Below are 26809 nucleotides of genomic sequence, written 5' to 3' on the forward strand. Positions count from 1 at the left end.
CCTCAGGCCGGGCGCTTGTCCGCCCCGCGCAGCTGCGCGAGCGCCGGGACGAGGACGTTGGCGGCGCTCGCCTGCGGATCGAGCGGCAGAGCGCGGAAGATCCGCGCGGCCACGCCCTCGGCACCGCCCGCCTTTCGCACGACGTGCGCGGGGGCGGTGGCGAGCACGTGCCGGGCGCCGGCGGCCACCACCGCGGCGCCGAGATCCGCGCTGACGGTCCGGCCCCGGGCGGCCCCGGCCACGGCGTTCTGGCCGAACTCGGCCCCGGCGCGGATCGCGGCCTCGATCCGGTCGCGGGTGAGCACCGAGGCGGCCCAGGGCGCGACCCGGGCGATGCCGGCGGTGACGGCGGCGGCGGCGAGCGGCACGAGGGCGGCCGTGACCGGCTGGAGCAGCCCGGCGAGCCAGTCGCCCCACGGCAGCGCCGGGCCCGTGACGGACGCCGAGGCACGGGCGAACGCGGGGCCGGCGAGGGCGGCGAGCGGCAGGCTCGTGCCGGCCAGGACGAGGGCCGCGCGGATACGGTGCGACATCGTGGAACTCCGTGGATGAGCGCGCGGCGGACCCGGCCGGCTCGGGATGGGGTGACGACGGTCAGGGCCTGCCCGGCGTGGCGGCGGGAGCGTCGCGGAGGGCGGCGAGGGCCCGGCGCGCCCAGGCGAGCCGGCGCGCGGGCGCCACGACGCCGGGCCGCTCGTAGCGGCGCCAGACCGCCTCGGTGGCGGCAGCGAGGGTGGTGGTGGCCCGCAGCGCTGCGAGGGCCGGCGCCTCGGTTCCGCGCAGCTCGGCGCAGAGGTAGCCGTAGCTCGCCTCGGGGTCGGCGGGATCGAGGCCGCGCGCCCGGCACCACGCCTCCATGGCGCCGCGCCGGGGGCCGGTCCACTGGGCGAGCCCCCAGCCGCCGCGGGAGCCCGGCACCGCGGGGGCGACCTCCTGGAGGCGGCGGAACCCGGCGGTCTCGTGGCCGAGATTGCCGAGCAGGCCGGCGGCCTGGACGTCGCTCAGGCCGAGATCGCGCATCAGCCGCGGGCCGAGGCGGCGGCAGGCGGCGGCGAAGGGCTCCCGCGCGGCCGGGTCGGATGGCGGCATGGGCTTGCTCCGGAACTGGCCTCCCCGGGCGCGCCGGGCTAAGGCGGCCGGCGCCGTGGGCGGCGCCGAGGGGGAAGCGTGGGACGCGGACAGGACCGGCCGCTCGTGTTCATCGGCGACTCGATCACCGCCGCCTGGGGCGCGGTGCGGGCCGAGACCTTCGCGCGCCACGGCTTCGTGGCCCGGGGCGTGCCGGGCGAGACGAGCGGGCAGATCCGGGCGCGCTTCCTGCGGGACGCGGCCGGCGCCCGGGGCGTTCATCTGCTCTGCGGGATCAACGACATCGCGGAGATCGGCGGCCCGGTCCCGGACCGGGCGATCGCCGGGAACATCATGGCGATGGCGCGGATGGCCTTCGCGGCCGGGCTGCCGCTCACGATCGGCACCGTGATGCCGAGCGATTTCTGGGGCTGGCGCCCCGAGCTGCGGCCGGTGGCGCGGATCCGCGCCCTGAACGGGTGGCTGCGCGCCTACTGCGCGGCGGGTCCGGCCCGCCTCGTCGATTACGGGCCGCCGCTCGCCACGGAGGCGGGGGCGCTCCGGCGGGACTTCACCGACGACGGCATCCACCTGAACGCGGCGGGCTACGCGGCCGTCGAGCCGGCGATGCTCCGCGCCCTCGGCGCCGTTCCGGAATGACGGCGGCCGCGGGGTCGGGCGCTCAGGCGCCCAGCGCCAGCCAGTAGGTCGGCACCGACCCGACGCCCGCCACCGCGCCGGCCGTCGCGCGGCGTCTGCGGAGCGTGAAACCGGTCGCCGCCACCTCGCTGACCTGCGCGGCGTGGAGTGCGTCGCCGGCGCCGGCGACCGGCTGCGCCCAGACGCCGAGGCAGTGTCCCGGGAAGGCGATGCCGAACGCCACCGCGACATCCGCCTCGGCCGCGGTGACGAGCCCCCACTGCGCGATCAGGCCGCCCGGGAGCCGGATCGATCCGTTCGCGGCGAGGGCCTGCGCGCCGGTCGCCAGCGGCGTCCCGTCGGCCCGCTGGTAGTGGCGCACGCGCCAGCGGCCCGCCGCGTCCGAGGTGGCGATGCAGGTGTCGTCGGGGGCCGTGACGAGATCGGCCCGGGTCGGCAGCGCCAGCGCCTCGGGATCGTGCACCAGGGTCGCGGCGCCCGCGAAGCGCACGAACCGCTCCCGGTCGGCGGCGGCGCCGAAGCTCGCGATCCGCGCCGCGCCGGTGACGAGGACCCGCCGCGTGCCGCTCGCGCCGAGGTCGGTGGTCGGCGCGGCCGCGAGGGCGGTCTCGGCCGAGGCGAAGTCGATCCCGCCGGTCCGGGCCGAGGCGGTGAGCGCCGTGGCGAACGCGGCCCCGTCGGGCGAGACCTTCAGGGTGAAGTCGTCGCTGCCGAGGGTGCCCAGCAGCGCCCGCGCCGCGTAGCCGGTCTCGAAGACCAGCGCGGCGTCGCGTGCGGCGGATTGCCGGTTGACGGAGACCCGCATGTCGCCGGTGCCCGGCGTGGCGTCGTCCCAGGTCAGGAGCGCGGAATCGGACTTCACCGCGAGGCGGTTCGTGGCGTCGGCGGCCGTGTTGATCCCGAGACGGGCGACGCTCTGGAGCGCGCCCAGCATCCGGCGGAGGCTCGTCCAGGCCGCGCCGTCGAACACGTAGAGGTCGGCCTCGTCGATCAGCCAGGCGAGCCAGCCGGCCCGCGGCACCGCGCCGGTCCAGACGCCGTCGGCGTAGCGCACCACCTGGCCCGCGAGCCCCGCCCAGGCGCCCCCGGGCTCGGCGGCGACCACGAGGTAGCGGTCGCCCTCCGCGGGGGCCGGGGGCGGCGCGGCGAGGTCCTTGTCCAGGCACGCCAGCTGGACCAGCGCGTCGAGGAGGTCGAGCGCCTCGTTGTGGGTGACGTGCTTCTGCGCCTGGCTCGCGGCGATCAGCGGCAGGCCGAGACGGGGCGTGGCGTCGGACATGGGGCGGCTCCCGGACAGTCAGGCCGAGCGGACGGGGATTCGGACGCGGCGGGCGGGGCCGGGGCCGGCGACGAGACCGATCTGCGCCACCGCGACGTCGAGATGCGTCTGGGCGCCGCCGAAATCGGCCGCCTCGTCCGCGTAGAGACAGTGCTGGGCCTCGGCCCGGACCGTCCGCAGGGCCGCGCCGGCGGCCGAGAACACCGTCACCGCGTAGGCTTCCGGCTCGTCGCGCGGGATCTCGGCCGGCTCCCAGGAGTCGCCGTCGCGACGGGCCCGGCGGATCCACGAGAGCCGCACGCCGTCGGTCGCGCGCCGCGCCCGCAGGTGGACCGGCCGCAGGGGCATCAGCGCCGCGAGGCCGGCCGTGGCGGTGATCTCGGTGAAGGCCGGATCGGCCGGATCGCGGTCCGCCGGCCCGATCCGGTAGCGGAACGCGCGGCCGACCTCGTCCAGCCGGTCGACCAGGGGCGTCACGGCACCGTCGTCGAGGCGGACGATCAGGCTCCCCGCCGGGCTGACCCGCCCCGCCGCCGCCTCGCTGCCCGCGAGCCCGCGCAGGAACCCGGACAACCGGTAGGCGTCGGGCCCGGTCAGGACCGCGGACGCGGCGCCGAGCAGCTCCACGGTCCCGTCCGCGCCGAGCAGGGCGAACAGGTTGCCCCCGGCCAGCATCGCGCCCGCCCCGATCGACGCGAGGGTCGCGCCGCGCCGCAGGGCGACGTCGAGGTGCACGCCTCTCTGGATCCGCCAGAGCGGGCCGGGCGGCAGCGCCGACAGGGTGCGCCCGAGGCAGGCCGGGTAGTCGACGAGGCGGTGCAGGGCGAGCGGCCCGTCGCCCGCGGCGCGCCAGATCGCGACGGCGCCGGGCCAGGGCTCGGCCGCTACCGCGCAGGACTGCAGGATCGTGGGCTCGCCGCGGTCGACCGGCAGGTCGAGGGCGAGGGCGAGCGGCGGTCCCGGGAAGGATGGCGGCGCCACCTCGGCCAGGGCCATCGCGCGGGGCAGCCCGCGCCCGGGCCCCGCCCGGGGCGGCACGCCGCTCGCCTCGATCCGGCGGCCGGTGGGCGCGTCGTCGATCCGGTCGATCCGGCGCAGGACCGCGCCGCCGGGCACGTCCGCCGGGACCGCCAGGAGGTCGCCGGGCTCCAGCTCGACCCGGCGCGGGCTCAGCGTGAACACCGCGGTGTCGCGGGCCGCGATCAGCCGGTCGAGCAGCGCCTCCGCCAGCCCGTCGGCGGTCTCCCGGCGGGTGACGATCGCCGCCTCGACCCGGGTCTCGCGCCGCCGCAGGCCGGCGGGCCGCACGGCCGAGGCCGCGGCGCGGCGGTAATCCGGGCTCTCGGAATCGGTGATCGCGAGTTCCACGGAGCGCGGCAGGGCGCTCTCCTCGGCCCGGACCTGGTGCAGGACCGGCCGCTCCTCCGACAGCCGGACGAGGTCGCCCTCGGCCAGGATCGCGGGCCGGTCGCGCCGTGGACCGCGCAGCCGCAGGGTCCCGGCCACCGCCGAGACGTCGAGGCCGTAGACCTCCGCGAGGGTCTCCAGGGCGCCCCGCGCCGTGAGTGGCCGGTCGATCACGTAGCCGTCGAGATAGGCGGCGGCCTCCACGGAGACCGGCGCGTCGAACCCGAAATCCGCCAGGATCCGCTGGACCAGCAGGTCGAGGTCGCAGCCCTCGATCCGGCCGGTGATCCAGTGGCCGACGCGCCAGTTGGCGGCGTCGGCCCAGACGCCCCGCACCGTCGGGAAGGCCGGGAAGGGCCGCGCGTCCCAGGCCCAGACGAAGATCCCGTCGGGATCGACCATGCGGCCGCCGTAGACCGGCGAGACCGGGTTGTCGGCCTCCCGGAAGCCCGGCACGGCCGGGTCGAACCGCGCGATCACGGCCTCCAGCCCGCGGAGCTGGATCAGCTCGTCCCGCAGGGCGCGGGATCCCGGCGGGAAGGCGCTCTCGGACGATTTCGGGTCCGGGAAGACGTTGGGGCCGTTGGTGCCCTTGTCCACCGCCGGAACGCCGATCTCGGTGAGCCAGATCGGCTTGCCGGCCGGCACCCAGGCGGTGGTGCGGGTCTCGACGCCGCCGTCGCGCTCCACGTGCGGGCTCGACCACCACGCGACGAGGTCCTTGGCCCGGTAGAGCCACGGCTTGCCGGCGGCGCCGTCGGTGATCGGCCGGCGGGCCTGGGCGGCGCGGTCGGCGGCATCGGCGTAGTACCAGTCGAAGGCCTCGCCGGACGCCCCCCGGGACTTCAGATAGGCCCGGTCGGCGATGTCGCCCGTCAGCGCGAGATCGGCGTGGTCCGGGTCGTCGCGCCAGTCGGAGACGGGCGGGTACCAGTCGATCCCGACGGCGCCGATATTCGGGTCGGCGAACAGGTCGTCGAGGGGGAACCGGACGGTGGCGCCGCCGTCGCCCACATGGGCGCCGTACTCGGTCCAGTCCGCCGCGTAGACCAGGGTGACGGCCGGGCCGAGGCGGTCGCGGAGCGCGGCGGCGAGCGCGCGCAGGGCCTGCACCGCCGGGTAGCCGGCCGCGCCGCGCACCCGGGTCAGGCCGACGAGCTCGCTGCCGATCACGAAGGCCGCGAGCGGCGCGCCCGAGGCCGCCCAGCCGGCCGCGAGGTCGGCGTAGTGCAGGACCGCGTCGCGGTAGCCGCCCGCGAAGAAGGCCGCGACCTGCGCGTCGGCCGCGGCGGTCCCGTCCGGGCTCCCCGGACGGCCGGGGGCCGGGTCGCAGGTGATGCGGCCGCGCCAGGGATAGGCGGGCTGCGCGGCGCCGGGGGCGTGCGGATCGGGGAGCGCGTTGCCGGCCGGCACGTCCATCATGACGAACGGGTAGAGCGACACCGCCAGCCCCCGGCGCGCCAGCTCGGCGACCAGCCGGGTCAGGCCCGCATCCGCCGGCGTGCCGCCGTAGGCCGGGCTGCCGTCCGGCAGGGTCGAGACCGTCTCGGCCCGGTCGCGGGCGATCCCGGCGACGCGCCAATCCTCCGGCCGGGCCCGCTTGCCGGCGGCCTCGACCCTGGGCACGACCCGGCAGGATCCCGCCCGCAGGTCGGTGCCGAACCACGTCGCCACCACGGCGACCCGGCGCAGGTTCGGGCACAGCGCCTGGAGCGCGTCGAGGGAGGCGATCACGTCGGTGCCGCGCTGGAGCTGGTGCCGGTTGGCGGCCTCGGTGCGGCCGAGCCCGAGATCGACGGTGACGCGGTCCGGATCGAGGCCGAACTCGCTGGCGCCGGGGATCAGGTCGACGGCGCGCACCCGGTCGAACAGGCCGTTGACCGGGCGGATCACCTCGAAGGCGAATTGCGGGACGCGGTTGCCGAAATTCGCGAGGGCGAGGTTCTCGAACACCACGTAGGCGAGGCCGCGATAGGCGGGTGCGTTCGCCGCGCCCTCCTTGGCGACGATCAGCGGGTCGGGCTCCTGGCCGGGGCCGCCGGTATGGACCCGCAGGGTCAGGCCGGTCTGGTCGATCTCCCGCCCGTCCGCCCAGATCCGGCGGACGCAGGCGATCTCGCCCTCGCACAGCCCGACCGCGATGTTGGCGAAGTAGCTGTAGCGGGTGGTGACGGTCCTCGGGCCGCCCGCGAGCCCGCCCAAGCCCTTGGCGGGCGCGGCCGCGCGGGCGACGGTGGTGTTGGCGACCTCCAGCGGACGGGTCGCCCAGATCAGGGTGCCGCCGATCCGCGCCCGCCCGTAGACCCGGGGGATCGGATCGCCCTCGGTGGAGGTGAGCCCGGCGACGTCGGCGAGCCGCGGCCCCTCGACGAGGCGCGCGTGCCGCCCGGCCCCCGACAGGGCGCCGCCGAGGGCCGCGCCCGCGACCGAGCCGAGCGCGCGCCCGACCAGGCCGCCGATCGGGCCTCCGAGGGCGGTGCCGACCGCCGCGCCGGCCGAGGACAGGATCAGCGTCGCCATGGTGGGGCTCCGGGATCGACCGACTCGCCCGCGACACGCCGGCCTCGGCGCTCACCGGGGCCGGGCTGCAGGTCGGACTCCGCGTCGCCGCAGCCTGTGGGGACCTCCGGAAACCGGAACACCCCCGTCGCGTGCCGCCGCCACCATCCGGTGAGCGCGACCTCGGTGACGGCGGCCCCGTCGTGGGCGTGGATCATCGCGCCGGCGCCGGTGGCGATGGCGCAGTGGCGGGCCGGCAGGTGGCGGCGGAAGGCGAAGAGCAGGACGTCGCCCGCCCGGGGCGCCGCGCCCGGCAGGCATCCGGGCACCGGCACGAGGTGGCGGGCGGCCGCCTCGGTGAGCGGGTCGGTCCCGGGCGCGGCCGATTCCGCCCAGGTGCCGGAATAGGGCGGCGGCACCTCCGGCTCGGCGCCGTAGAGCCCGCGCCAGACCCCGCGCAGCAGGCCCAGGCAGTCGCAGCCCACGCCGCGCAGCGACGCTTGGTGGCGGTAGGGCGTGCCCAGCCAGAGCCGCGCCTCGCCGAGCGCCGCGACACCGATATCTCGGCCGCTCTCGCGCCGCATCGCGCTCATCGGAACAGGCTCCCGCCGTCGAGGATCGGGTCCGAGCCCGGGACCGCCCGCATCACCGCGTCGTTGCCGGGCATGTGCGGGAAGCCCTGGAAATTGACCGCGTTGGCGAAGCGGTCGCGGCAGGTGGCGAGGCGCTTGTCGCACCCGGCCGTGAGGCTGAACCCGTCGCCGGCGGCGACCGGCCGGGGCGGCACCGTCCAGAGCTCGATCAGCGGCCCGAACTGGAGGCGCACGTCCGCCGCGAGCCCGGCATTGGCGCCCATCGTCCAGGTCAGCCGCCCGCCGGTGAACAGGCCGTCCGCGAAGGACCCGGCGAGCGCCGCCGCGAGCGTGGCCGGCTCCGGGACGCCGGTCACCCGGCCGGCCGTCGTCCACGCGGCGCGGTCCACCCGGCATCGGGCATCGCCGAGATCGGCGCCGCAGGTCGCCCGGTAGGTGCGGCCCCGCTCGGCACCGAGCCGGTGCGCGAGGCCGCGCAGCTCGGCCACGAAGGCGTCGCCGTCCCGGCGCACCTCGCCGATCGTGGCGACGTCGAGGAGGAGCCGGGTCTCGGGCTCGGTCCAGTCGACCAGCCAGGTCTCCACGGCGGCGCCGTCGTAGAGGCCGCCGGCGATGTCCGCCTCGGTGAGGCCGAGGCCGCTCAGCGCCCCGGCCACGTCGCCGCCCGAGACCGCGAAGCCCAGCTCGGCACCGGCCTCGGCCGCCTCCAGCCCGGTTCGGGCGGCGTGGACGAGGCCCGCGACGGTCAGGTCGCGGTCGTGGTCGGTGAAGCCGAGGGCGAGCCCGTCCCGCCGCCGCAGCGACCAGCAGCGGCACAGGGTCGTCACCCCGCCGGCGAGATGGGCCGCGAAGGCTTCCGGGATGTCGCGCATGGGGTCCCGCCTCCTCAGGGCACGATCTCGACGAGCGGCACCTTCGGGATCTCGCCGGCCGTGAAGGCGGCGAGGTCGATCGTCAGCGCGTCGGTGTCGAAGCGGACCGGCACGTCGAAGGTGAAGCCCGCCGTCACGGCGGCGCCGGCGGGCGGGACGTGGCCCGGCGCGAAGACGACGAGGCCGGTGGTCGGGTCGCACGCACAGGCGCCGGGTTCGACCTCCCGGCCCGCCACCGCGACCCGGACGCTGCCCGCCACCGGCTTGGCGATCCGGCGCCGGTAGGGCGCGAAGCCGGCGCCGTAGGTCTTGACCAGCGGGAAGGACGCGGTGGCGCCGTCGCCGGTGCCGAGCGGCTGGTCGAGGGCGCCGATCGGCCGGCCGGGCAGTCCGGAGCGGCTGTCGACCCGGTCGCGGAACCGGAAGCCGTAGAGCCGCCCGCGCCGCTCCTCGAAGAAGGCCAGCACGGCGTGCAGGGCGTCGAGGCCGCGCAGCCCGAAGCCGGCCTCGTAGCGGCGGCGGGAATCGGCCCAGCGGCCGTTCCGGTGCTCCCGGCCCGAGGCCAGGGTCACGATCTCGGTGAGCCGCTGCGGGCCGCCGCCGGCGCGCAGCGAGACGTCGAGGGGGAACAGCACCTCGTGGAAATCGTCGGCCATGGCGAACTCGGCTTCCGGAACGGGCATCGGCGGCGGGCGTCGTCACGTCGCCCGCTGGCCGCGCGCCACCGCCCGGGCGAGGCTCGCGGTCACCTGCGCCTCGGAGCGGCGGAAGGCCCCCGGATCGGGGGTCGCGATATGGACCGTCACGGAGACCGGCCGCGCCGCGGCGGCGCCCGCCGCCACGCCGAGGCGGCCGTCCGGCCCGCGGCCGAGAGGCAGGATCGCCTCCGGGCCGGCCTCGCCCATGAGGCCGGCACCCCCCGCCATCGGGAAGTAGGTCGGCGCGGCCACGACGCCGCCGGCGGCGAAGGGCTGGACGCGGCCGCCCCGGAACACGCCCCCGCGGGCGAAGCCGGTCTCCGCGCCGGAGCCCAGCATCGCGCCGATGAGGCCCGTGAGGCCCGACTGGATCGGCCCGGCCGCCGCCCGCGCCGCGACGCCGGCGAGGCGCGCCCCGATCGTCCCGAGCACGCCGTCGAGGCTGCGGCCGGACGCGGCCCCGCGGGTCAGCGCCGTGTCGAGGCTGCGGCCGAAACTCTGCGCCAGCCGGTCCAGGGTCTCGAGCTGCCGGATCCGGTCGTCGGCCAGCGGGTCGGCATACGGATCGGCATGCGGATCGGTCTGCGGATCGGTCTGCGGGTCGGTCTCGGCCATGGCGGTGCCTCACGGTGGATCGGGATGGGCGGCGAGGAGCCGCGCGAAGGCGGCGCGGCTCAGAGGTTCCGGGCCGGGGCGCCGGCCGAGCGCGGCGGCGAGTTCCCGCGGCGTCGCCGACCAGAAGTCGCGGGGCCGCCAGCCCAGCGCTCCGAGACCGAGGGAGAGGGCGTCGTCCCAGGGGAAGCGCCACGGGGCCGGACGCGGCGGGTCCGCGTCCGGCCCTACGGAGGGTTTGCCAGGCTCGGCGCCCCCCCGCCCTGTGCTTCCCCGCCCTGTGCTTCCCCGCCCGGCGCTTCCCCGCCCGGCGCTTCCCCGCCCGGCGCTTCCCCGAAGGCCGCCGCCAGGACGTCGCCCAGGGCAACCGAGACGGCGTCGAGCCCGCCCGCCAGCGGCAGCCGCGCCACCGCCGCGTCGTCGAGGTCGTGGCCGCCGCCCCGCAGGGCGACGCCCAGGAGGGCGATCAGGTCGCGGGCCGAGACGCGCCCGCCCGCGAAGCGCGCGGCGAGGCCCGCGAGGTCGCCGGCCCGGAGCGCGGCCTCCAGCTCGGCGAGCGCCCCGAGCGTGAGGCAGAGCGTGTAGCGCCGCCCGCCGAGGGTGAGCGGCACCTCGCCGCGGATCCGGTTGGCCACGGCGCTCACACCGCCGCGAAGGCGAGCGCGCCGCCGGATTCGAGGCTCATGTCGAAGGTGACCTCGCCGGCATGGTCGCCCCGGTACTCCAGGCTCGCGATCTGGAACGGCCCCTCCAGGGTCCCGAAATCCGGGATCACGATCTGGAACGCCTCGACCGCGCCCTCGAAGAACAGCAGCCGCAGGCGCGCGTCCGAGGCCTGGTCGCGGAACACGCCGGAGCCGGCGATCGCGGCGCGGCGCACCCCGGCCCCGGCGAGCAGCTCGCGCCAGCGCCCGGCGGAATCGGCGCTGGTGACGTCGACGGTCTCGGCGTTGAGGGTGATCTGGCGGCTGCGCAGGCCCGCCACCGCCGCGAAGCCGCCCGCGCCGTCGCCGGCCCGGATCAGCAGGTCCTTGCCCTTCTGCGCGCCCATCGGCACCCTCCTCACAGGTTCTCGGTGACGGCCTCGACCGTCAGGGTCGCCCGCGCCTCGCCGGTCCGGGCGTCGCGGCGGGCGCGGACGGCCCGCACCCGGAGGGTGACGAGCCGGCAGTCCACGAGGGGCAGGACGAGGGGTGTCGCCCCGTCGGCGAGCAGGGCCGCCATCCGCGCCGCGGCGTCGAGGGCGGTGCGCACCGAGCCGGCCCGGGCGATCACCGCGATCGCGTGGCTGTGCCGGTGGCGCTCGGCGCCGTCGACGGATTCGTCGGCGATCTCGGCATCGCCGAACAGCGCGTAGACCGGGAGCGTGCCCCGCGGCGGCTCGTCGTAGAGCCGGACGCGTCCGCCCAGCAGGGCGGCCAGGTCGGCGTCGGCGGCGAAGCGGGCGATCAGGCCCGCCCGGAGCGCCAGGAGCGGGCCCGGATCGCTCACGACCGGCCCTCCCCGGGCAGTTCCTCGACGTGGCAGATCAGGTCGCGGCCCCGCGCGTCGGGCTCGGCGACGGCGCGGATCGCGAAGCGGCGCGGCCCCGCGGCGAGCCGCATCGTCGGGTCGAGCGCGGACCGGCTGCGCAGGGTGACGCGGTAGGCGGGCAGCGTGTCGGTGCGGCCGCCGGCCGGTCGGTCGGCCAGCCCTGCCGGGGCGATCGCGCCCCACAGGACCGGGCCGGCCACGTAGCGGCGCAGCACGCCCCCGAACCCGTCCGGCTCTTCCAGGGGCCGCTCGAGCACGAAGCGGCGCCGCCGCGCGCCGAGGGACGGGCGTTGGGACGGGGAGGCCATGGGCGAACTCCGGGTGCGAGGATCACAGCCGCAGGCGCCGGAACGGCGCGGCGAGCGCGGCGGCGTCGGTGCGGGCGGCGTCGGGCTCGTCGCCGCGACGCTCGTAGCGGGCGGCGGCGAGGCGCAGGATCGCGAGGCGCAGGGGCTCGGGGAGCGGCGGCCCGTCGCCGCCGTACCCGGCCGCGACCTCGATCAGGACGGTGCGGCCGGCGGGATCCGGCGCGGCCGGATCCACCTGCAGCGACGGCGCTGCGTCCGGGTCGGGGCCGAGGCGCACCAGCCCGGGATCGAGGTCGGTGACGCTTCCGGACGGGTCCGCGAGGCCGGCGCGGAGGACCGCGACCAGCGGGCTCAGGGGCAGCGGCACCTGCCCGTCCGGCGGCCAAGCCGTCAGGGCGATCCGGTACCGCCCCGGGACCAGGATCCGGCGGGTCTCGATCTCCAGGCTCGCGCGGGCCGCCGCGATCAGGGCCTGGAGCAGGCCGTCCTCGTCGGCGCCCGCGTCGGAGTCGACGCGCAGGTAGGCGCGCAGGTCTGGCACGCCCACCGGCTCGACGGCGGCGGCGGCGATGCGTAACGGGATCATCGCGCGTCTCTCTGCAGGTGGTCCGATGCCGATCCCGAAGCGCCGCCCGGCGGCCCGCGCCGCGCTGGCGGTGGCCCTGATGGCGGTCCCGGCGCTCGCCGCCGTCCCGGCGCGGGCGGTGGTCGGCGGCACCGAGGCGCCGGCCGGCGGGGCCGTGATGGTCCTGTCGTCGAAGGGCGGCGTCTGCACCGGCGTGGTGCTCGCCCCCGACACGGTGCTGACCGCCGGCCACTGCCTCGCCGACGCGCGGGAGCACCGCGTCCATTTCCGCGACGCCGCCGGGGCGCCGGTGCTCGTCGACGTCGCCGCGCAGGCGCTCCATCCCGGCTACGATGCCGGCGCGGCCGCTTACCGGCGGCGCTCCGTCGATCTCGCGCTGCTGCGCACCGCGACGCCGCTGCCGGCGCGCTTCGCGCCCGTGACCCTGAGCGCCGCCCCGGCGCGGGCGGGCGAGACCCTGACCCTGGCGGGCTACGGCGCGGCCCGGCCCGGCGACCCGCGCTCCACCGGCACCTACCGCAGCATCGGCCTGCCGGTGATCGAGCCCTACGGGCCGAGCCGCCTCCTGGTCTGGCTGAAGGGCGCGGGCGGCGGCGCCTGCCAGGGCGATTCCGGCGGCCCGATCGCGGGGCCGGACGGGGCGATCCTCGCCCTGTCGGCCTGGATCGGCGGCGCCTGCGGCGGCCTGACCCAGGGCGTCCTGGTGGGGCCGCAGCGGGGCTGGATCGACCGCGTGCTCGGCGGCTGGGACCGGACGGCGCGCTGGTCGGAGTAGCGTCGCGGCGCCGCGTGCGCGGGGAACCTCAGCTTGGCCGGGCTATTGCCTTGCTCTAGGCTCACGCGGCGCCGCCCCCGGCGTCACACACCCGCGCCTCCGCGCGCCCGGAGTTCCCGATGTCCCCTCGCCCGATCCGAAAGGCCGGCCCCCGCGAGCGCAGCCTGCGCGGCGGGCTGTGGGGCGGGATCCTGGGCGTGGCGCTGCTCGGCGCCCTCGGCGGCCTGCTGCCCACGCCCGCCGCGGCGGTGATCAACGGCACGACGACGCGGGACCCGAACGGGGCGCGCAGCTTCGTGGTCCGGATCGAGAGCACCGAGGGCGAGATCTGCTCGGGGACGCTGATCGCCCCGGACCTCGTGCTGAGCGCGGCCCACTGCGTGATGCGGCCGGCCGGCTACACGGTGATCAGCGTCGACCGGAACTTCCGCCAGCACCGGACCGCGGTGATCACCGCCTCCATGCACCCGGACTTCGTGCCCGGGACGACGCCCGAGGACCAGCCCGGGGTCGATCTGGCCCTGCTCAAGCTCGAGCGTCCGCTGGGCAACGACTTCGTGCCCCTCGATCCCCGGGGCGCGGCCTCGATCTCCGACGGGCAGCCCGTGGACATCGCGGGCTTCGGCGTGGTGGCCGAGAACCGGCGGAACTCGGCGCGGACCCTGCGCCTCGCCCACCTCGTGTCGATCGGCTCGCTCCAGGTCGCCAACCGGGTGACCGTCGTGACCGACCGGCGGCGCATGGCCGAGACCTCGGGCGCCGGCGCCTGCCTGGGCGATTCCGGCGGCCCGATCCTGACCGGCGGCCCCGGCGGCTACCGGATCGTCGGCGTGGTGAGCTGGTCCAGCGGCGCCCTGCAGCAGGGCGCGCGCCGGACCGCCTGCGGCGGCTTCACCGCCGTGACCCCGGTGGCCGAGCATGCCGGCTGGATCGCCGCGCGCGCGGCGGAGCTGTCGCGCATCCAGGTCGGCGAGACCGCGCCCCGCGGCACCCGGTCGGACTGGATGGCCCGCCCGGGCCGCCGCCACTAGAACGACCCCGGCACGGCCCCGCCGCGGCAAACCCGCCGCCCTCCCCCGGATCCTTCGCGCCTGCGGGAACCCGGGGGCCGATCGGCACTTTTCGCATCCGAACCTTCCCGGCTCACGGAGCGAGAGCATGGCCGACACCGGCACCAGCAACACCCCGCGGACGCACAAGACCCGCAACAACACCGACTCGAACGCCAAGAAGGTCTCGATCGAGGCGCTGAACGCGCGGCTCGCGGACGGGATCGACCTCGCGCTCGCGATCAAGCAGGCCCACTGGAACCTCAAGGGTCCGCAATTCATCGGCGTCCACGAGATGCTCGACGGGTTCCGCACCCAGCTCGACGAGCTGAACGACAGCGTCGCCGAGCGCGCGGTCCAGCTCGGCGCCACGGCCTTCGGCTCGACCCAGACGGTCGCCGAGCGCACCAAGCTGCCGGCCTACCCGACCGGCATCTACGCCATCGCCGACCACATCGCCGCGCTGATCGACAGCTACGCCGCCTACGCCAACGCGGTGCGGCAGAACATCGACGAGACCGACGAGGCGGGCGATCCCGGCACGGCCGACCTGTTCACCGAGATCTCGCGGGCGGTCGACAAGCACCTCTGGTTCCTGGAGGCGCACGTGCAGGAGCCGACCGGCACCCTGCGCGACGGCAACCCGGGCCGCTGAGTGCCGACGCGGACCGCGGCCACACCGCGGTCCACCTTGCCGTGGGCGCTCAGGAGAACTTCAGCAGCTTGAGCGCGTCGAAATCCTGGACCCCGCCGCCGACGCGCTTGGTGGTGTAGAACAGCACGTAGGGCTTGGCCGAGTACGGGTCGCGCAGCACCCGCATCCCGGTCCGGTCGACCACGAGGTAGCCCCGGCGGAAGTCGCCGAAGGCCACCGAGAGGCTGTCCTTGGCGAGGTCCGGCATCGCCTCGGCCTCGGTGACCGGGAAGCCGACCAGCGTCGCGGCCCGGCCGGCGGCGAGGGGCGGCTGCCAGAGATAGTTGCCCTCCGAATCCTTGAACTTGCGGATCGCGCTCTGGGTGCGCCGGTTCATGACGAAGCCGGCATTCTGCCGGTAGGCCGCCCGCAGCCCGTAGATCAGGTCGAACAGCACGTCCGCCGGGCTGGCCGACGGGAAGGCCCCGGCCGCCCCGGTGCCGACCGTGCCGATCTTGCCCGGCACCCAGGCGGCGTTGGCGACCGTGTCGTAGCTCAGGAAGCCCCGCGGGCGGCTCGCGCCGTTGCCGGAGACGAAGGCGACGCCCTCCTGCTCGGCGAAGGCGGTCTCCACCTCGGCCGAGAGCCACGCGTCGAGATCGACCACGGCGTCGTCGAGGAGCGTCTGGGTGGCGGCCGGCATCGCGTAGAGTTCCATGGCGGGGAACGCGATCTCCGACAGGGCCGGCGCGGCGGTCTCGGGCCGCGGCGCGGTCTCGGCGGCCCAGCCGGTGACCGGCGCGCCCACCGAGACGGCGCGCTTGTACTGGGCGCCCGAGATCGGCTGCACGCTGGCGATCGCCCGGATCGGCGAGACCTGGCCGAGGCGCGCCAGCACGGTCCGCTCGATCGTGTCGGGGACGAGGTAGCCGCCGTCCGGCCCGGAGCCGGCCGACAGCGCCTTGGCCTCCAGGCGCTTCAGGCCGGCGCTCTCGCCCGCCCGGACGTAGAGGTCGAAGGCGGCCTTGTGCTCGTGCGCGGCCCCCGCCTCCCGGACGTCCGGCTGGCCGAGGGGCGGGCGGGCCCGCTCCAGGGCGATCCGGTCGAGGCGGGTGCGGGCGGCGTCGAGGGCCGCGTCGATCCGGGCGAGCTTCTCCTCGGTGAGGACGTCGACGCCGAGGCGGCCCTCGATCCGGTCGATCCGCGCGTCGTTCGTCTCCTTGAAGGCCGCGAAGGCGGCGGCGAGCTCGTCGAGGGCGGAGCGGACCGGGCCGCCCTCGGGCCGGGCGGCCTTGTTCTCCAGCGGCGGCAGGCCGCAGGGCGGCGCGAGGGCGGGATCGGCGATCGGGGTCTGGGCGTCCATGGCGGGCCTCGTCGGGGTGGAAGTCAGGAGCGCGCGGCCGGCAGCGGCCGAGCGATGGGTCCGGCGGCGGGTCTCGCGGCAGGTCTGGCGGCAGGTCTCGCGGCAGGTCTCGCGGCGCCCTTCGGCGCGATCAGGCCGGCGAGGCCGCGGATCGCGTCCGCCTCCGGGTCGGCGCCCGGGCTCGGGACCGGGCGCGCCCTGGCCCCCGGCTGCAGCGGGAAGGTCACGAGCGAGATCTCCCAGAGGTCGACCTGCTGGAGCCGGCGCTCGCCGCCGGCGCCCTTCCCGGCGCGCACCGTGCGGAAGCCGATCGAGAGCCCGTCGAGGCCGCCGCCGCGCAGCAGGGCGTCGACCTCGCGGCCGCGCTGCACCGCGAGGTTGAGCTGCCCCTCCGCGAACAGGCCGCGACCGTCCTCGCGCAGGGCGAGCCAGCGGCCGATCGGCTCGGCGGGATCGTGCTGGAACAGGAGCCGCACGCCCGCGGCCCCGCGGCGGGCGAGGCTCGCCGCGAAGGCGCCCGAGACCACCACGTCGCGGCCGAGATCGGGCACGCCGAACAGGCTGGCATAGCCGGAGAAATGGCCGTCCATGGGGGATCCTCGGATGGGACAGTGAGGGCCCGCCCCGCGCCTCAGGGCGGGCCCGGCGCCCGCGGCATCGCCGGCGGGTAGCCCACGGCCTCCCGCTTCTCCGACACCGAGAGGAAATCCGCAGCCTGGACCCGGCGCCACAGGGATTCCCGCTCGCCGGCCAGCGCCTCGATCCGGTCGAGGTCCGGCTCGAGGTCGACCGCGCCGAAGGCGGGCTCCAGCCAGCCCGCCAGCGCCCGGGCGGTGCGGGCCGCGAGGGGGATCAGCGTCTGGCGGTAGAGGGCGCGGTTGGCCTCGGCGTAGTTGGCGTGGGTGTTGTCGCCGGCGAGGCCGAGCAGCAGCGGCGGCACGCCGAAGGCCAGGGCGATCTCCCGGGCGGCCGCGTCCTTGGCCGCCACGAAATCCATGTCGCGCGGCGAGAGCGCGAGCGGCTTCCAGTCGAGGCCGCCCTCCAGCAGCAGCGGCCGGCCGGCATTGGCGGCGCCCTGGTAGTTCGCCTCGAGCTCCGCCTTCAGCCGGTCGAATTGCGGCTCGGACAGCGTCGCCCCGGCGAAGACCAGGGCGCCGGACGGCCGGGCGGCGTTGTCGAGCAGCGCCTTGTTCCAGGCGCTCGCGGCGTTGTGGATGTCGAGGGCCGCGGCCGCCGCCGCGATCGGGGCGAGGCCGCCGGTCTCGTCCTCCGGGTGGAACAGCGTCAGCGCCAGGATCGGCGCCACGGCGGTCCCCGGCTCGGGCAGGTCGAACCGGCGGCTGCGCCCGCCCGCCGTGTACAGGTAGGCCGCCGGCCAGCCGTCCGGGCCCGGCAGCACCCGCATCCGTCCGGGCCGAAGGGCCTGGAGGGCCGCGACCCGCCCGTCGAGGCTCACCGCCTCCAGGTAGGCCGTGCCGGTGAGGAGAAGGTCGGCGTAGAGCGTCTCCAGGAGGTGCGGGCCGCTCTCCCGGGGGTTCGGCCGCGCCAGCAGGGCGAGCAGGTCGCCCGCGCGCTCGGCGCCGGGGCCGGTGGCGATCAGCGGCAGGCCGGCGGCGCTCTCGGCGACGAGCCGCACCGCCCGGTGGACCACCGGGTTGGCCTGGTAGCCGGCCCGGGCGAGCGCGGCCGGGTCGCGGGGCGTCCAGCTGGCCCTCCCCTCGGCGTAGAGGGCGAAGGCCGGGGCCGCGGCGGCCTTGGTGGCGAGGGCCGGGCCGCCGGCGGCGCGTCGCGCCGCCCGCGCCAGGCGTTCGAGGAGGGTCGACATGGCGGTCCGTTCCTGAGCTATGGTCACGCGATGCAGCCCCGGATCCCCAAACGGCCCCAGGCGCGGTTCCGAGGGCGGGTCCGGGCGGGTGCCCGCGTCGCCGCGCTCCTCGCTGCCGTCCTCGCCGCCTTCCTCGCCGCGCCGGCCCGGGCCGGCGATGCGCCCGCACCCCCGTGGCCTGAACCCGACGGCACCCTGATCCTGGCGCGTCCCTTCGGCCGGTCCGAGATCAGCCTGCGCCTGTCGCGGCGGGTCGCCGGGGCGGTGGACACGCTGACCTGGGACGGCGTCACCTTCCTGGCCGACACCGAGCCCGGCGACGCCCTGCAGGCGCGCGCGGAGGTCGGGTCGGGCGCCGGCTGCCGCCGCGCGAGCGAGGCCGGCACCCCGCAGGACGGGACCGGCGCGCCCGCGGCCCGCCGCCTGCGCGCCCTGCGCGCCGGCCGGAGCTGGGCCGAGACCGAGACCCGCATGGCCTGGGACGGCCCCGCCGACCCGGCCGACGAGCCGCCCGCGGACTGCCCGACCGCCTCCGCGGGCCCCGCGATCCCGGCCCCGCTGCTGCGCAAGCGGGTCGCCCTCGGCCTGCCGGGCCTCGGCAACGCCGTGGAGGTGCAGGCGAGCTTCGTCCTGGCCGAGCCCGCGGCGGCGCTGCGTCTCGAACCCCTCGCCGCCGCGGTGCCGGCGGAATTCTCCGCCGCCTGGCGCTTCGACCCGGCCACCGGCGGGATCGCACCCCTCGACCCCGGCGCCGGGGAGCGGCCGGACCCGGTGATCCTGGCGACGCCGGAGGGCTCGCACGCCCTCGCGGTCTGGGCCCCGGGCCCGCCGGAGCAGGAGCCCGACGCGCCGCGGCCGGGCTTCGCGGTCGACCCCGAGGCCGGGGCGAACCGCCTGAGCTGCCGCTTCCGGCTGGCGAACGCCGCCGCCGGCGCGCACGACTTCGCCTGCTACGCCCTGGTCGGCGCCCTCGCCGACGTCCGGGCTGCCCTGCGGAGCCTGACCGCGCCCCCGTGACGGCCCCGGCGCCGGCCCGTGCTACACTGCCCGGACCGACGAACCGACGGAGGTTCCGATGGACAGGAAGCAGGCCCTCGAACTCGCGATCTTCGTCATCGCGCTCGTCCCCTTCCTCCGCTGCCTCATGCCCTCCGCGACGCGCTCTCGGGGGCCTCGGCGCTCCGGCGCCCTCGGCTACGGCTCGGGTGGCGACGGCGGCGTCGGCTTCGGCGATGGCGGCTGCCACGGCGGGGATGGCGGCAGCTGCGGCGACGGGGGCGGCGGCGATGGTGGCGGCGGCGGCGATTGAGCGCCCGATCGGTCGCCGGGGACCCGAACACGGCGATGTGCCGGAGTCGGGCATCGACGACGGTTCAGGATTCGGGGCCGGGCCGCGGCGCGCCGGAAGGACGGCATGGATCAAGCCGACAGATGCGCCGCTCAATCCGCCGGCCGCAGCCGCGCAATACGGGGAATTACGGTGGGGATTCCCACCACAGGACCGGAGGCCGTGGCCTGATCGCTACAGATTTGGCGCACGACATTGTGTATACAGCATGCAGTTCGTTCCAGAGACCACGAACCGACTCCGGCGCGCTTCACCCGAAGCGCGCCGAATTGTTTCTGGCTACCCCTGTCACAGCCGCCGGATCCGGGGCGCGGCCCGGGGCTCCAGCATCAGGTGCGTGAGCGCCCAGACCAGGGCGTCGAGACGGTCGGGCGAGGCCCCGCCGGACAGGCCGTCCGGACCGAAATCGCACAGCTCGTCCTCCAGCGCCGGGAAGGCGCCGACGTGGTGGACCAGCCCGCGGGCGTAGAGCAGCGAGACCGGCTCGGCGCGCAGGTACTTGCCCCGCGTGGCGTGGACCCGGGTCACCGGCACGGCGGGGTCGCACTGGCCCAGCACGGCGGCGGCCATCTCGCCGCCCTGGTTGACCTCGACCACCAGGGCGTCGGCCCGGAGCCGGTGGTAGAGCGCCAGCGCCGCGGCCGCCCAGGCCTGCGGGGTGGCGCGGGCGAGGCTCGCGTCGGCCAGCACGTAGGCGTGCCCGCCCGCGCGCCCGGCCGCCACGATCCCGCAGGCATCCGAGCGCGCGCCCGAGGCGGCGGGGGGATCCACCGCCACGACGATCCGGCCGAGATCGGGCGCCGCGGCGAGGCGGCCAGCCTCCAGGGCGGCGCGCGTCCACAGGCCGTCGTCCCGGTCGGCGATGAGTTCGCCGTCGAGTTCCTGCCGGCCGAGCCGCGTGCCGGCGTAGCGCCCGACCACCTGATCGAGGAAGTCGGGCGCGAGATGCGCGGCGTTGTCGCCGGTCCGGGCGCGGCTCACCACCGTGCGCGGGTCGGCGAGCAGGCGGCGGATCAGCGGCACCGGCCGGGGCGTCGTCGTCACGAGGTTGCGCGGCCGTGCGCCCAGGCGCAGGCCGAACTGCAGCATGTCGAAGGCCGCCTCGGGCCGGCGCCACTTGGCGGCCTCGTCGCACCACGCGGCGCCGAATTGCGGGCCGCGCAGCGCGTCGGGCTCCTCGGCCGAGAAGGCGAGCGCGACGGCGCCGTTGCTCCACTCCACCCGGCGGCGGCTCGGCGACCAGCTGGGCCGGGCCCGTCCCCGCGCCGGCAGGCCGAGCAGGCCGGACGGCCCCTCGACCATCACGTCGCGCACGTCGAGATGGGTCTCGCCCACGAGGGCGATCCGCCCGACCGGCGCGCCCGCGAAGGCCGGGTCGCCGCGCGCGAGGGCGTCGACCCACTCGGCCCCGGTGCGGGTCTTGCCGCTGCCGCGGCCGCCGATCACCGCCCAGGTGGTCCAGGGTGCCGCGTCGGGCGGCGGCAGTTGGTCCGGCCGGGCCTGGTGAAGCCAGTCGCCCGCGAGCGCCCGGAGGAGGTCCGGCGGCAGCGTCCCGAGGAAGTCAGGCAGCCGCCCCGCCGCGGACAAAGCCATCAACGCGTCGCGCGATCTCCGCGCGCAGGGCGGGCAGGTCGGGTCCGGTGTCGGGTCCGGTGCCATCGCCCCCCTCCCCCGCGGCGCCGCGCGCGCCCTCCGCATCCACCGTGTCGAGGAGCCGCTTGAGGCCGCCGAGGTCGCGCAGGACCCGGGCGGAGTCGCCCGCGCCCGACCCCGCCCCGCTCAGAGCCGCGTCGAAGGCGGCGATCTGCCGGGCGATGTGGGCGCGCAAGCGCGCCCGCAGGGTCGCCGGGTCGGCCGCGGGGTCGCCGCGCCCGGTGACCGCCGGCGGCAGCGGCAGGTCAGCCCCGAAGGCCGTGGCCATCATCGCCGGGTCGAGCCGGCCGAGCCCCAGGATCTCGGTGACGTCGCCGGGATCGGCGCCCGGCGTGCACAGCAGGCGGATCAGGGCGGCCCGGCGCGCCGCGGGCCAGCGCCCCGTCAGGAGCCGCGGCCGTTGCCGCCGCGGCCTCGGCCAGCCGGCCCGGACGTTCCAAGTGTGCACCGTCTTCGGGTGGACGCCGAGACGGGCCCCGATCGCGTCGCAGGTCAGGTCGGTCTCGCGCAGCAGCGTCAGGGCCTCGGCGCGGCTGTCCGCCCTGCTGGGAGGGGGTGGCCACATCGGCGTCTCTCCGCACACGTCTCGACCGTGCCTGGTTGATACCCCGGCAGCGCGCCGGTGTCAAGCGCAAATTCCTATCTCTCGACCGAAATAGGAATTAAGGCACTTGTGCAGGCTCAGGCCTCCCAGCGCGACACGCCCCCGTGGCCCGAGCAGGTGCCGCGATGGGTGTGGCTGAAGCTCCAGGTGCCATCCCGGCACTTGGCCGTGGCGCCCGCGGGCTTCCGGCCGTCGAGGCTCTCGGCCGGCCGGTGGACGTCGGACCCGTCCCGGCTCCGGTAATGGCCGTGGCGGTCGAGGTTCCGGTCGTCGGGCTCCGCGAACGGCCGGGCGACGGCGCCGCCCGACAGGCCGAGGAGGACGAGGCCGGCCAGCACCGGCCACCGGGCGGCGCCCCGGGGAGGCGCCTGCCCGCGGTGGACGGACGGTGTCGCGATCGGCACAGGCAGCACAGCAGCCTCAAGGTTGTGTCTAAAGCCAAGAGACACAACCAAGGCGAGGCGTCACGAACGATCTGTGGTTATCCCAAGGCCGGCTACAGGTTGTGCAAGCGGTTCGCGGGCAGCGCGCGGACCGGGCCTCGGCCGGGGCCGCCCGACCGGCTCGCCCGCGCCCGCGCCCGCGCCCGCGCGGCGGATCGCGGGCAGGGCCGCAGGTCAATCCGCATGCCCCGTGCGGGACCCCTCGGCGACGGCATGCTGAACGGGCTCGAAAGGTATTGTCGCTAATGTCTTGGTGAATGGCAGTTCTGAAGGCGGTTCAGGACCGGAACGGCCGTCCGGTCGACACGTTGACCGGCGCCATCCGCACGCAGGCGTCGCCTCTCACGCAGTCCGTCAGAGTGAATCGGGTACAGAATGGTCGGTGAGCCACCAGGGTCCGGCGCGGAAGACCCGCTCGGCTGCGGCCCCACGGGGGATCCTGGTCGGGGTCCGGCACAGGGCACCGCGGAAGCCGCCGCCCTGAGCGACAGCTTCAGGCGATTCGCCGACGTCGTGCCGCTGATGATGTGGCGCTCGGACGAGGCCGGCCACGCGATCCACCACAACGAGTGCTGGCTGGAATTCACCGGGCGGCCCCTGGAGGCGGAGCTCGGCCTCGGCTGGCGCAGCGGGCTGCATCCCGAGGATTTCGAGCGCCATGCCCGGATCGTCGCCGCGGCCTTCGAGGCGCGGGCGCCGTTCACCGTCGAGTTCCGCCTGCGGCGGCACGACGGCGAGTACCGCTGGCTGCTCGACACCGCCCGGCCCCTCGTCGAGGACGGCCGGTTCCAGGGCTATCTCGGCTCCTGCTTCGACATCACCGACCGCAAGCACGCGGAGGAGCACATCGAGCACGCGCTGGCCGAGAAGGAGGCGCTGCTGGCCGAGGTCTACCACCGGGTCCGCAACAACCTCCAGGTGATGGTGAGCCTGATCGGCCTGTACGGCCGGGCAGCCCCCGATCCCTGCCGCGGCAGTTTCGAGGCGTTGGGCCAGCGGGTCCGGGCGATCGCGCTGGTGCAGCAGCACCTGCACGAGGCGCCGCACATCGCGTCGATCGACCTGAAGGACTACCTGCACCGCCTCGCCTCCGGGCTCGGGCAGCTCCGGCGGGCCGGGCGGATCGGCGTCCAGGTCGGCGGCTCCGGGAACGGCCTCGTGGAGCCGCGCACCGCCAACGCCCTGGGCATGATCGTCGCGGAGATCGTGGCCGAGTGCCTCGACGCGACCGCCGAGCACGTCGCCTGCTCGATCGCCATCGGCATCGAGGCCGGCACGCCGCTGCGCCTCTCGATCGTCTCGGGGGTGAGCGACATGGCCGCGTCCGGGCGGCCGAACGTCCCGAAGCTCGGCCCGCGCCTCATCGCCGCCTACGCGGCCCAGGCCGAGATCGCGGTCGCGGGCGATGCCAGCCCGGGCGATCCCCTGTGGCTGACCCTGCCGTCGACGCGCCCCGGCGCGCAATGAGCGCCCGCGGCGCCGGACCCCGTCGCCACGGCGGCGCGGCCGGCCTATAGCGGCGCAGACCCTTCCGGACCCGGCCGAGCATGCTCCCTCCGATCGACACCATCATCGAGAATTTCGAGATCGTCGACGACGACGACATGCGGCTCGAGTACCTGATCGAGCTCGGCCGCGCGCTGCCGCCGATGCCCGAGTCGGAGCGGACCGAGGCGAACCGCGTCCACGGCTGCGAGAGCCAGGTCTGGATCGACACGCGGGCGGAGCCGGCGGACGGCACGCCGCGCCTCGTCCTGCATGGCTTCAGCGATTCGTTCATCGTCCGCGGCTTCGTGGCGCTGATGATCGCGCTCTACACCGGCAAGACGCCCCAGGAGGCCGCCGAGACCGACGGCCTCGACCTGTTCCGGCAGCTCCGCTTCGGCGCCCACGTCACGTCGAAGCGCTCCAACGGCGTGCGGGCGATGGCGGAGCGCATCCACCGCGACGCGGTCCGGCTCGCCGCCGAGGCCTGAGCCGCCCGGGCGGCCTCACCCCCGCCACAGGCGCAGGCGGGCCCGGTCCGGACCGGTCGCCTCCCGCTCCAGACCGTAATGCTCGGCCAGTCGCCCCAGGGCGATGCGGGCCACGACCTTGGCGGAGCGGGCCGGCCAGCGCCGCTCGGCCTCGATCCGCTCCAGGCCCTTCAGGAAGCCGCACAGGTCGATCAGCAGGCCCGACAGGTCACTCCCGACCGCGTCGAGGGCGCCGCGCACCCGCTGCCGGGCCGCGATCACGTGGTCGGCCGCGGAAGCCGGGTCGCGCGGGCCGCCGCCGTCGATCCGGGGCGCCCCGAGATCCGCGCCCATCCGCGGCAGCAGGGCGGCGGTGGTCATGTCCCGCCGCAGCCGCTCCCCGGCCTCGAAGGCGGCCGCGTCGATGAGCGGCGCGCCGTCGCGGTCGCGCCGGCGCACCATCCAGGCCAGGGGGTTCTCGGCGGCGTTGCGCAGGACCGGCCCGGCGCCGCCCTCCACGACGGCGAGGTCGCGGTGCTGGGCCGCGAAAGTCAGGTCGCCCGGCCGGGCCTCCCGGCGCAGGCGCGCCCGACCCGCCTCGCTGATCGTCAGGCGCGTGCCGGCCGCGTTCCACGTCGCCAGATCGGCCGCCGCCAGGGCCCGCCCGGAGCCGGCCGCGAAGCGCCCGCTCCCCACCGAGATCCCGTCGCCGCCGCGCCGGGCGACCAGCGCGTCCTCCACCAGCGGGTCGGGCCGCGCGTAGGCGCCCGGCTCGCCGAGCCGCGCCAGCAGGCGCGTCGCCTCCGCCGGCAGACCGTCCGGGGAAGCGCCGCGCGATCCCGCCCCGGTCGAGGCAGAACGGCCGCCCTTGGCAAGTTTGTTCATGTTTTGTTCCGTGTATGCTACGACGGACGTGAGAACCCCCAGTTTGCCAGGAAGACTCAGAAGGTCAAGGCTTTTTTACCTACAACCCACAGCTATCTCGCGGCGGCGGCGCGCGTCGGCGGACGGTGCAGGATGTCGGCGATCTCGCTCTCCGACTTGCCGCTGACCTCGTAGCCCATCGCCTCGAACCGCTCGATCAGCGCGGCGCTCTCGGCGGCGGAGCGCGCCGCCCAGGTCGCCAGGACGTCGTTCACGCGTTCCAGGTCCGCGGCGGGGTGATCGTCCTGGGGATCCGGCTGCGGGTCGGGGATCGCGTCCATGTTGCACCTCGGGATCGAACCGGCGACCGTGATCGGCGCCACGGCCGGCGGATCAACGCCCGAGGTCGGAACCGGCTCCCGGCCGAGCCGGCTCTCCCGGCTCACGCCCGATCCGCGGCCGCCTTCAGAAGTCCCGCTGCACCCGCGCGCGCACCTGGATGACGTCGACGTGGCGGGCGGTCGAGACCGGGTTGGCAAGGTTGTTGACGTAGGCCGCGTTCTGGTTGGGATACCGGCCCAGGTCGAGGATGCGGCCGCTCCGCGGCCCGTAGCGCGTGTAGATCGCCTCGACGCCGATATCGAACTCCTTCACCGGCGACCAGATCAGGTTGCCGCCGACGACGAAGCGGTAGCTGTCCCGCAGGACCTGGCTCAGGTCGAAGAACCGCGTGCCGGGGGTGCCCGGCCCGGTCCCGGTCACGCCGAAATAGGCGCCCTGCGCCGCGCGGGCGCCGCGGGCGAAGCTCAGGGCGCCGTAGGACCCGAAGAAGGCGGAGCGGATCGCGGGCGTCCAGTAGTGCAGCATCGCCGCCGTGAACGAGTAGCTCGTCGACAGTTCCAGGCGCTGGGTGAAGGGGTTGATCACGCCGTCGCTGAAGAACTGGGAGAAGGCCGCCCCCTGCACCGCGGTGGCCGACTGTGCCCAGGGGCCGTTATAGGCCGGGAGGCCGGTATACAGGGCGGTGCCCTCCCCGTAGGCGCTCTGAAGGTAGAGGGTGTCGCCGGTCGCTATGAACGGCAGGTTGACCTTCACGCCGCCCTGCACGGCCCAGCCGAAGGCGGAGGCCGCGCCGCCCGGCGCGCGGTTGTTGCCCACCGAGACGGGCGCGCCCAGGTTCGTGCCGGCGAACGACACGCTGCTGAGCAGGCCGTGGTTGACCTCGTGCACGGCCCCCGACAGCTGCGCGGAGCCCCAGGCTTGGTCGGAGCGCAGCACGCCGACGATGTCGGGCATGCGGCTGCGCTGGACCGTGTCGACGAAGCCCACGCCGGTCGGCCGGCCGGCGGCGTCGTACCCGACGAAGATCGGCGCGACCGGATTGCCGGGCGAGAAGATGGCGCCGGGGTTCGGGAATGCCGAGGCCGCGGCGTTCTGGGACGCGTAGACCGGCGTTCGGCGGAACATCGGGTCCTCCACCGACAGCGAGGCGGACAGGCCCTTGCCCAGCGTCGCCGTGTAGGCGGCGAGGTTGGTCGCGGGATTGTCCGAGCCCATGCTGGCGACGATGAACTCGAAGTCGTGGGCGTAGAAATCGAAGAACGACGAGGCGCGGCCGGCGGTCATGCCGGCGAACTGGATGAACGCCTTGTCGACGTTGAACTGCTGCTGGGCCCGGCCGAACTGGTCGGCGCCCAGGGCCGGGAAGGCGCCGCCGATCCGGTTCAGCGCGCCGGCATGCATCGTGGCGAAGCCGGTCCGGCTCCCGGCGTCGAGGCGCAGGAAGGCGCGCAGGGTGCCGTAGGACGTCTGGCTCCGCGCATCGAGGTTGATCCGGAGGCGGCCCTGGTAGCCGCTGTAATCCCCGGGCGTGGCGGTGGCGGTGCCCGAGCGGCTGTAGGAGGGCTGGTACGCGTACTCGTAGCGCGCGCGGCCGGAGAGGCGCAGGCAGGTGTCCGTGCCGGGGATGAAGAAGAAGGCCTGGCCGTAGGCCGAGCAGATCCGCACGTGCTCGATGAGCTGAGATTTTCGCCGATCGGGAAGTTCCGCCGCCTCCGCCGGCAGACTCAGCAACCCCGCCACACCCGCCAGAACGCCCGTTGTCCCCCGTCCCGTACGATGTTTCCGGTACTCCGCACACAGAACATGCATCGAATCTGCCATTCCACCATCCACACATCC

The 26809-nt window shown here is 76.2% G+C and carries 30 protein-coding genes and 1 pseudogene; 8 read left to right on the top strand and 23 right to left on the bottom strand.

The features are described from left to right. Positions 1 to 2: 2 nt before the first annotated feature. Both ACLBXO_RS06930 and ACLBXO_RS06935 read right to left on the bottom strand, forming a co-directional pair. Complete coding sequence (locus ACLBXO_RS06930; protein ID WP_447684913.1) at positions 3 to 533, bottom strand: hypothetical protein; 531 nt, start codon at positions 531 to 533, stop codon at positions 3 to 5. 61 nt (positions 534 to 594) lie between these two features. Continuing rightward, positions 595 to 1089 carry a phage tail tip lysozyme gene (locus ACLBXO_RS06935; protein ID WP_447684914.1) on the bottom strand — a complete coding sequence of 165 codons (495 nt, stop codon included), beginning with the start codon at positions 1087 to 1089 and terminating at the stop codon, positions 595 to 597. A 78-nt stretch (positions 1090 to 1167) separates the two neighbouring features. On the opposite strand from ACLBXO_RS06935, the gene ACLBXO_RS06940 reads away from it, so the two are divergent. Continuing rightward, on the top strand, positions 1168 to 1728 hold the full coding sequence (locus ACLBXO_RS06940; RefSeq protein WP_447684915.1) for a GDSL-type esterase/lipase family protein: 561 nt from the start codon (positions 1168 to 1170) through the stop codon (positions 1726 to 1728). A gap of 22 nt (positions 1729 to 1750) precedes the next feature. Here ACLBXO_RS06940 and ACLBXO_RS06945 read toward each other — a convergent pair whose 3' ends face one another. The 12 genes and pseudogenes from ACLBXO_RS06945 to ACLBXO_RS07000 form a co-directional block, all read right to left on the bottom strand. Then, on the bottom strand, positions 1751 to 3007 hold the full coding sequence (locus ACLBXO_RS06945) for a DUF2793 domain-containing protein (protein WP_447684916.1): 1257 nt from the start codon (positions 3005 to 3007) through the stop codon (positions 1751 to 1753). Between the two features lie 18 nt (positions 3008 to 3025). Beyond that, positions 3026 to 6934 (bottom strand): baseplate multidomain protein megatron, encoded by a 3909-nt coding sequence (locus ACLBXO_RS06950; protein ID WP_447684917.1) that lies wholly within the window; start codon positions 6932 to 6934, stop codon positions 3026 to 3028. Then, complete coding sequence (locus tag ACLBXO_RS06955; RefSeq protein WP_447684918.1) at positions 6922 to 7506, bottom strand: NlpC/P60 family protein; 585 nt, start codon at positions 7504 to 7506, stop codon at positions 6922 to 6924. The genes ACLBXO_RS06950 and ACLBXO_RS06955 overlap by 13 nt, the downstream gene beginning before the upstream one ends. Further along, on the bottom strand, positions 7503 to 8378 hold the full coding sequence (locus ACLBXO_RS06960) for a DUF2163 domain-containing protein (protein WP_331315522.1): 876 nt from the start codon (positions 8376 to 8378) through the stop codon (positions 7503 to 7505). The genes ACLBXO_RS06955 and ACLBXO_RS06960 overlap by 4 nt, the downstream gene beginning before the upstream one ends. A gap of 14 nt (positions 8379 to 8392) precedes the next feature. Continuing rightward, positions 8393 to 9034, bottom strand: coding sequence for a phage distal tail protein, Rcc01695 family (locus ACLBXO_RS06965; RefSeq protein ID WP_447685022.1), 642 nt, complete (start codon positions 9032 to 9034; stop codon positions 8393 to 8395). A gap of 42 nt (positions 9035 to 9076) precedes the next feature. Further along, positions 9077 to 9691 (bottom strand): phage tail tape measure protein, encoded by a 615-nt coding sequence (locus tag ACLBXO_RS06970; RefSeq protein WP_447684919.1) that lies wholly within the window; start codon positions 9689 to 9691, stop codon positions 9077 to 9079. Between the two features lie 9 nt (positions 9692 to 9700). After that, positions 9701 to 9865 (bottom strand): annotated as a pseudogene (locus ACLBXO_RS06975) (phage tail assembly chaperone); the annotation flags it as partial. A 50-nt stretch (positions 9866 to 9915) separates the two neighbouring features. Then, complete coding sequence (locus tag ACLBXO_RS06980) at positions 9916 to 10323, bottom strand: gene transfer agent family protein (protein WP_447684920.1); 408 nt, start codon at positions 10321 to 10323, stop codon at positions 9916 to 9918. 5 nt (positions 10324 to 10328) lie between these two features. Further along, entirely contained in the window at positions 10329 to 10739 is a 411-nt protein-coding gene (locus ACLBXO_RS06985; RefSeq protein WP_447684921.1) for a phage major tail protein, TP901-1 family, read from the bottom strand. An 11-nt stretch (positions 10740 to 10750) separates the two neighbouring features. Next, on the bottom strand, positions 10751 to 11179 hold the full coding sequence (gene gp17 / locus ACLBXO_RS06990; RefSeq protein ID WP_447684922.1) for a tail completion protein gp17: 429 nt from the start codon (positions 11177 to 11179) through the stop codon (positions 10751 to 10753). Further along, positions 11176 to 11529, bottom strand: a complete 354-nt coding sequence (locus tag ACLBXO_RS06995) for a head-tail adaptor protein (RefSeq protein WP_447684923.1) — start codon at positions 11527 to 11529, stop codon at positions 11176 to 11178. The genes gp17 and ACLBXO_RS06995 overlap by 4 nt, the downstream gene beginning before the upstream one ends. 22 nt (positions 11530 to 11551) lie before the next feature. Further along, positions 11552 to 12115: a head-tail connector protein gene (locus ACLBXO_RS07000; protein WP_447684924.1), complete on the bottom strand. Its 564-nt coding sequence runs from the start codon at positions 12113 to 12115 to the stop codon at positions 11552 to 11554. A gap of 25 nt (positions 12116 to 12140) precedes the next feature. On the opposite strand from ACLBXO_RS07000, the gene ACLBXO_RS07005 reads away from it, so the two are divergent. The 3 genes from ACLBXO_RS07005 (at position 12141) to dps (ending at position 14594) form a co-directional block, all read left to right on the top strand. Continuing rightward, positions 12141 to 12890 (top strand): S1 family peptidase, encoded by a 750-nt coding sequence (locus tag ACLBXO_RS07005; RefSeq protein ID WP_447684925.1) that lies wholly within the window; start codon positions 12141 to 12143, stop codon positions 12888 to 12890. Between the two features lie 119 nt (positions 12891 to 13009). After that, a complete protein-coding gene (locus ACLBXO_RS07010; protein ID WP_447684926.1) occupies positions 13010 to 13921 on the top strand; it encodes a S1 family peptidase in 912 nt (303 codons plus the stop codon). Between the two features lie 127 nt (positions 13922 to 14048). Continuing rightward, entirely contained in the window at positions 14049 to 14594 is a 546-nt protein-coding gene (gene dps / locus ACLBXO_RS07015; RefSeq protein WP_331315528.1) for a DNA starvation/stationary phase protection protein Dps, read from the top strand. A 49-nt stretch (positions 14595 to 14643) separates the two neighbouring features. Here dps and ACLBXO_RS07020 read toward each other — a convergent pair whose 3' ends face one another. Genes ACLBXO_RS07020 through ACLBXO_RS07030 form a run of 3 tightly spaced genes read right to left on the bottom strand, consistent with a single transcriptional unit; the run spans position 14644 to position 17761 of the window. Then, positions 14644 to 15936: a phage major capsid protein gene (locus ACLBXO_RS07020; protein ID WP_447684927.1), complete on the bottom strand. Its 1293-nt coding sequence runs from the start codon at positions 15934 to 15936 to the stop codon at positions 14644 to 14646. Positions 15937 to 15959: 23 nt separating this feature from the next. Beyond that, the gene (locus ACLBXO_RS07025) at positions 15960 to 16526 is read right to left on the bottom strand and encodes an HK97 family phage prohead protease (protein ID WP_447684928.1); all 567 of its coding nucleotides are present in this window, start codon (positions 16524 to 16526) and stop codon (positions 15960 to 15962) included. A gap of 41 nt (positions 16527 to 16567) precedes the next feature. Continuing rightward, positions 16568 to 17761 carry a phage portal protein gene (locus ACLBXO_RS07030; RefSeq protein WP_447684929.1) on the bottom strand — a complete coding sequence of 398 codons (1194 nt, stop codon included), beginning with the start codon at positions 17759 to 17761 and terminating at the stop codon, positions 16568 to 16570. A gap of 30 nt (positions 17762 to 17791) precedes the next feature. Here ACLBXO_RS07030 and ACLBXO_RS07035 point away from each other — a divergent pair, with 30 nt between their 5' ends. After that, a complete protein-coding gene (locus ACLBXO_RS07035; RefSeq protein ID WP_447684930.1) occupies positions 17792 to 18778 on the top strand; it encodes a hypothetical protein in 987 nt (328 codons plus the stop codon). 58 nt (positions 18779 to 18836) lie between these two features. Next, the gene (locus ACLBXO_RS07040; RefSeq protein WP_447684931.1) at positions 18837 to 19070 is read left to right on the top strand and encodes a hypothetical protein; all 234 of its coding nucleotides are present in this window, start codon (positions 18837 to 18839) and stop codon (positions 19068 to 19070) included. Between the two features lie 327 nt (positions 19071 to 19397). Here ACLBXO_RS07040 and ACLBXO_RS07045 read toward each other — a convergent pair whose 3' ends face one another. The 3 genes from ACLBXO_RS07045 to ACLBXO_RS07055 form a co-directional block, all read right to left on the bottom strand. Continuing rightward, positions 19398 to 20702 (bottom strand): DNA-packaging protein, encoded by a 1305-nt coding sequence (locus ACLBXO_RS07045; protein WP_447684932.1) that lies wholly within the window; start codon positions 20700 to 20702, stop codon positions 19398 to 19400. After that, positions 20671 to 21327: a hypothetical protein gene (locus ACLBXO_RS07050; RefSeq protein ID WP_447684933.1), complete on the bottom strand. Its 657-nt coding sequence runs from the start codon at positions 21325 to 21327 to the stop codon at positions 20671 to 20673. Before ACLBXO_RS07050 ends, ACLBXO_RS07045 begins: the two co-directional genes overlap by 32 nt. Before the next feature lie 116 nt (positions 21328 to 21443). Next, on the bottom strand, positions 21444 to 21779 hold the full coding sequence (locus ACLBXO_RS07055; RefSeq protein WP_331315532.1) for a DUF3761 domain-containing protein: 336 nt from the start codon (positions 21777 to 21779) through the stop codon (positions 21444 to 21446). Positions 21780 to 22184: 405 nt separating this feature from the next. Here ACLBXO_RS07055 and ACLBXO_RS07060 point away from each other — a divergent pair, with 405 nt between their 5' ends. Both ACLBXO_RS07060 and ACLBXO_RS07065 read left to right on the top strand, forming a co-directional pair. Further along, on the top strand, positions 22185 to 23276 hold the full coding sequence (locus ACLBXO_RS07060) for a sensor histidine kinase (RefSeq protein ID WP_447684934.1): 1092 nt from the start codon (positions 22185 to 22187) through the stop codon (positions 23274 to 23276). Between the two features lie 80 nt (positions 23277 to 23356). Continuing rightward, complete coding sequence (locus tag ACLBXO_RS07065; protein ID WP_331315535.1) at positions 23357 to 23785, top strand: SufE family protein; 429 nt, start codon at positions 23357 to 23359, stop codon at positions 23783 to 23785. A 15-nt stretch (positions 23786 to 23800) separates the two neighbouring features. On the opposite strand, the gene ACLBXO_RS07070 is transcribed toward ACLBXO_RS07065, so the two are convergent. The 3 genes from ACLBXO_RS07070 to ACLBXO_RS07080 all read right to left on the bottom strand — a co-directional run bounded on the left by ACLBXO_RS07070 (position 23801) and on the right by ACLBXO_RS07080 (position 26791). Beyond that, positions 23801 to 24649: a DUF6456 domain-containing protein gene (locus ACLBXO_RS07070; RefSeq protein ID WP_447684935.1), complete on the bottom strand. Its 849-nt coding sequence runs from the start codon at positions 24647 to 24649 to the stop codon at positions 23801 to 23803. A gap of 92 nt (positions 24650 to 24741) precedes the next feature. After that, on the bottom strand, positions 24742 to 24969 hold the full coding sequence (locus ACLBXO_RS07075) for a hypothetical protein (protein ID WP_331315561.1): 228 nt from the start codon (positions 24967 to 24969) through the stop codon (positions 24742 to 24744). A 124-nt stretch (positions 24970 to 25093) separates the two neighbouring features. Beyond that, on the bottom strand, positions 25094 to 26791 hold the full coding sequence (locus tag ACLBXO_RS07080) for a porin (RefSeq protein WP_447684936.1): 1698 nt from the start codon (positions 26789 to 26791) through the stop codon (positions 25094 to 25096). Between the last annotated feature and the right edge of the window lie 18 nt (positions 26792 to 26809).

This window comes from Methylobacterium sp. C33D (assembly GCF_053345825.1).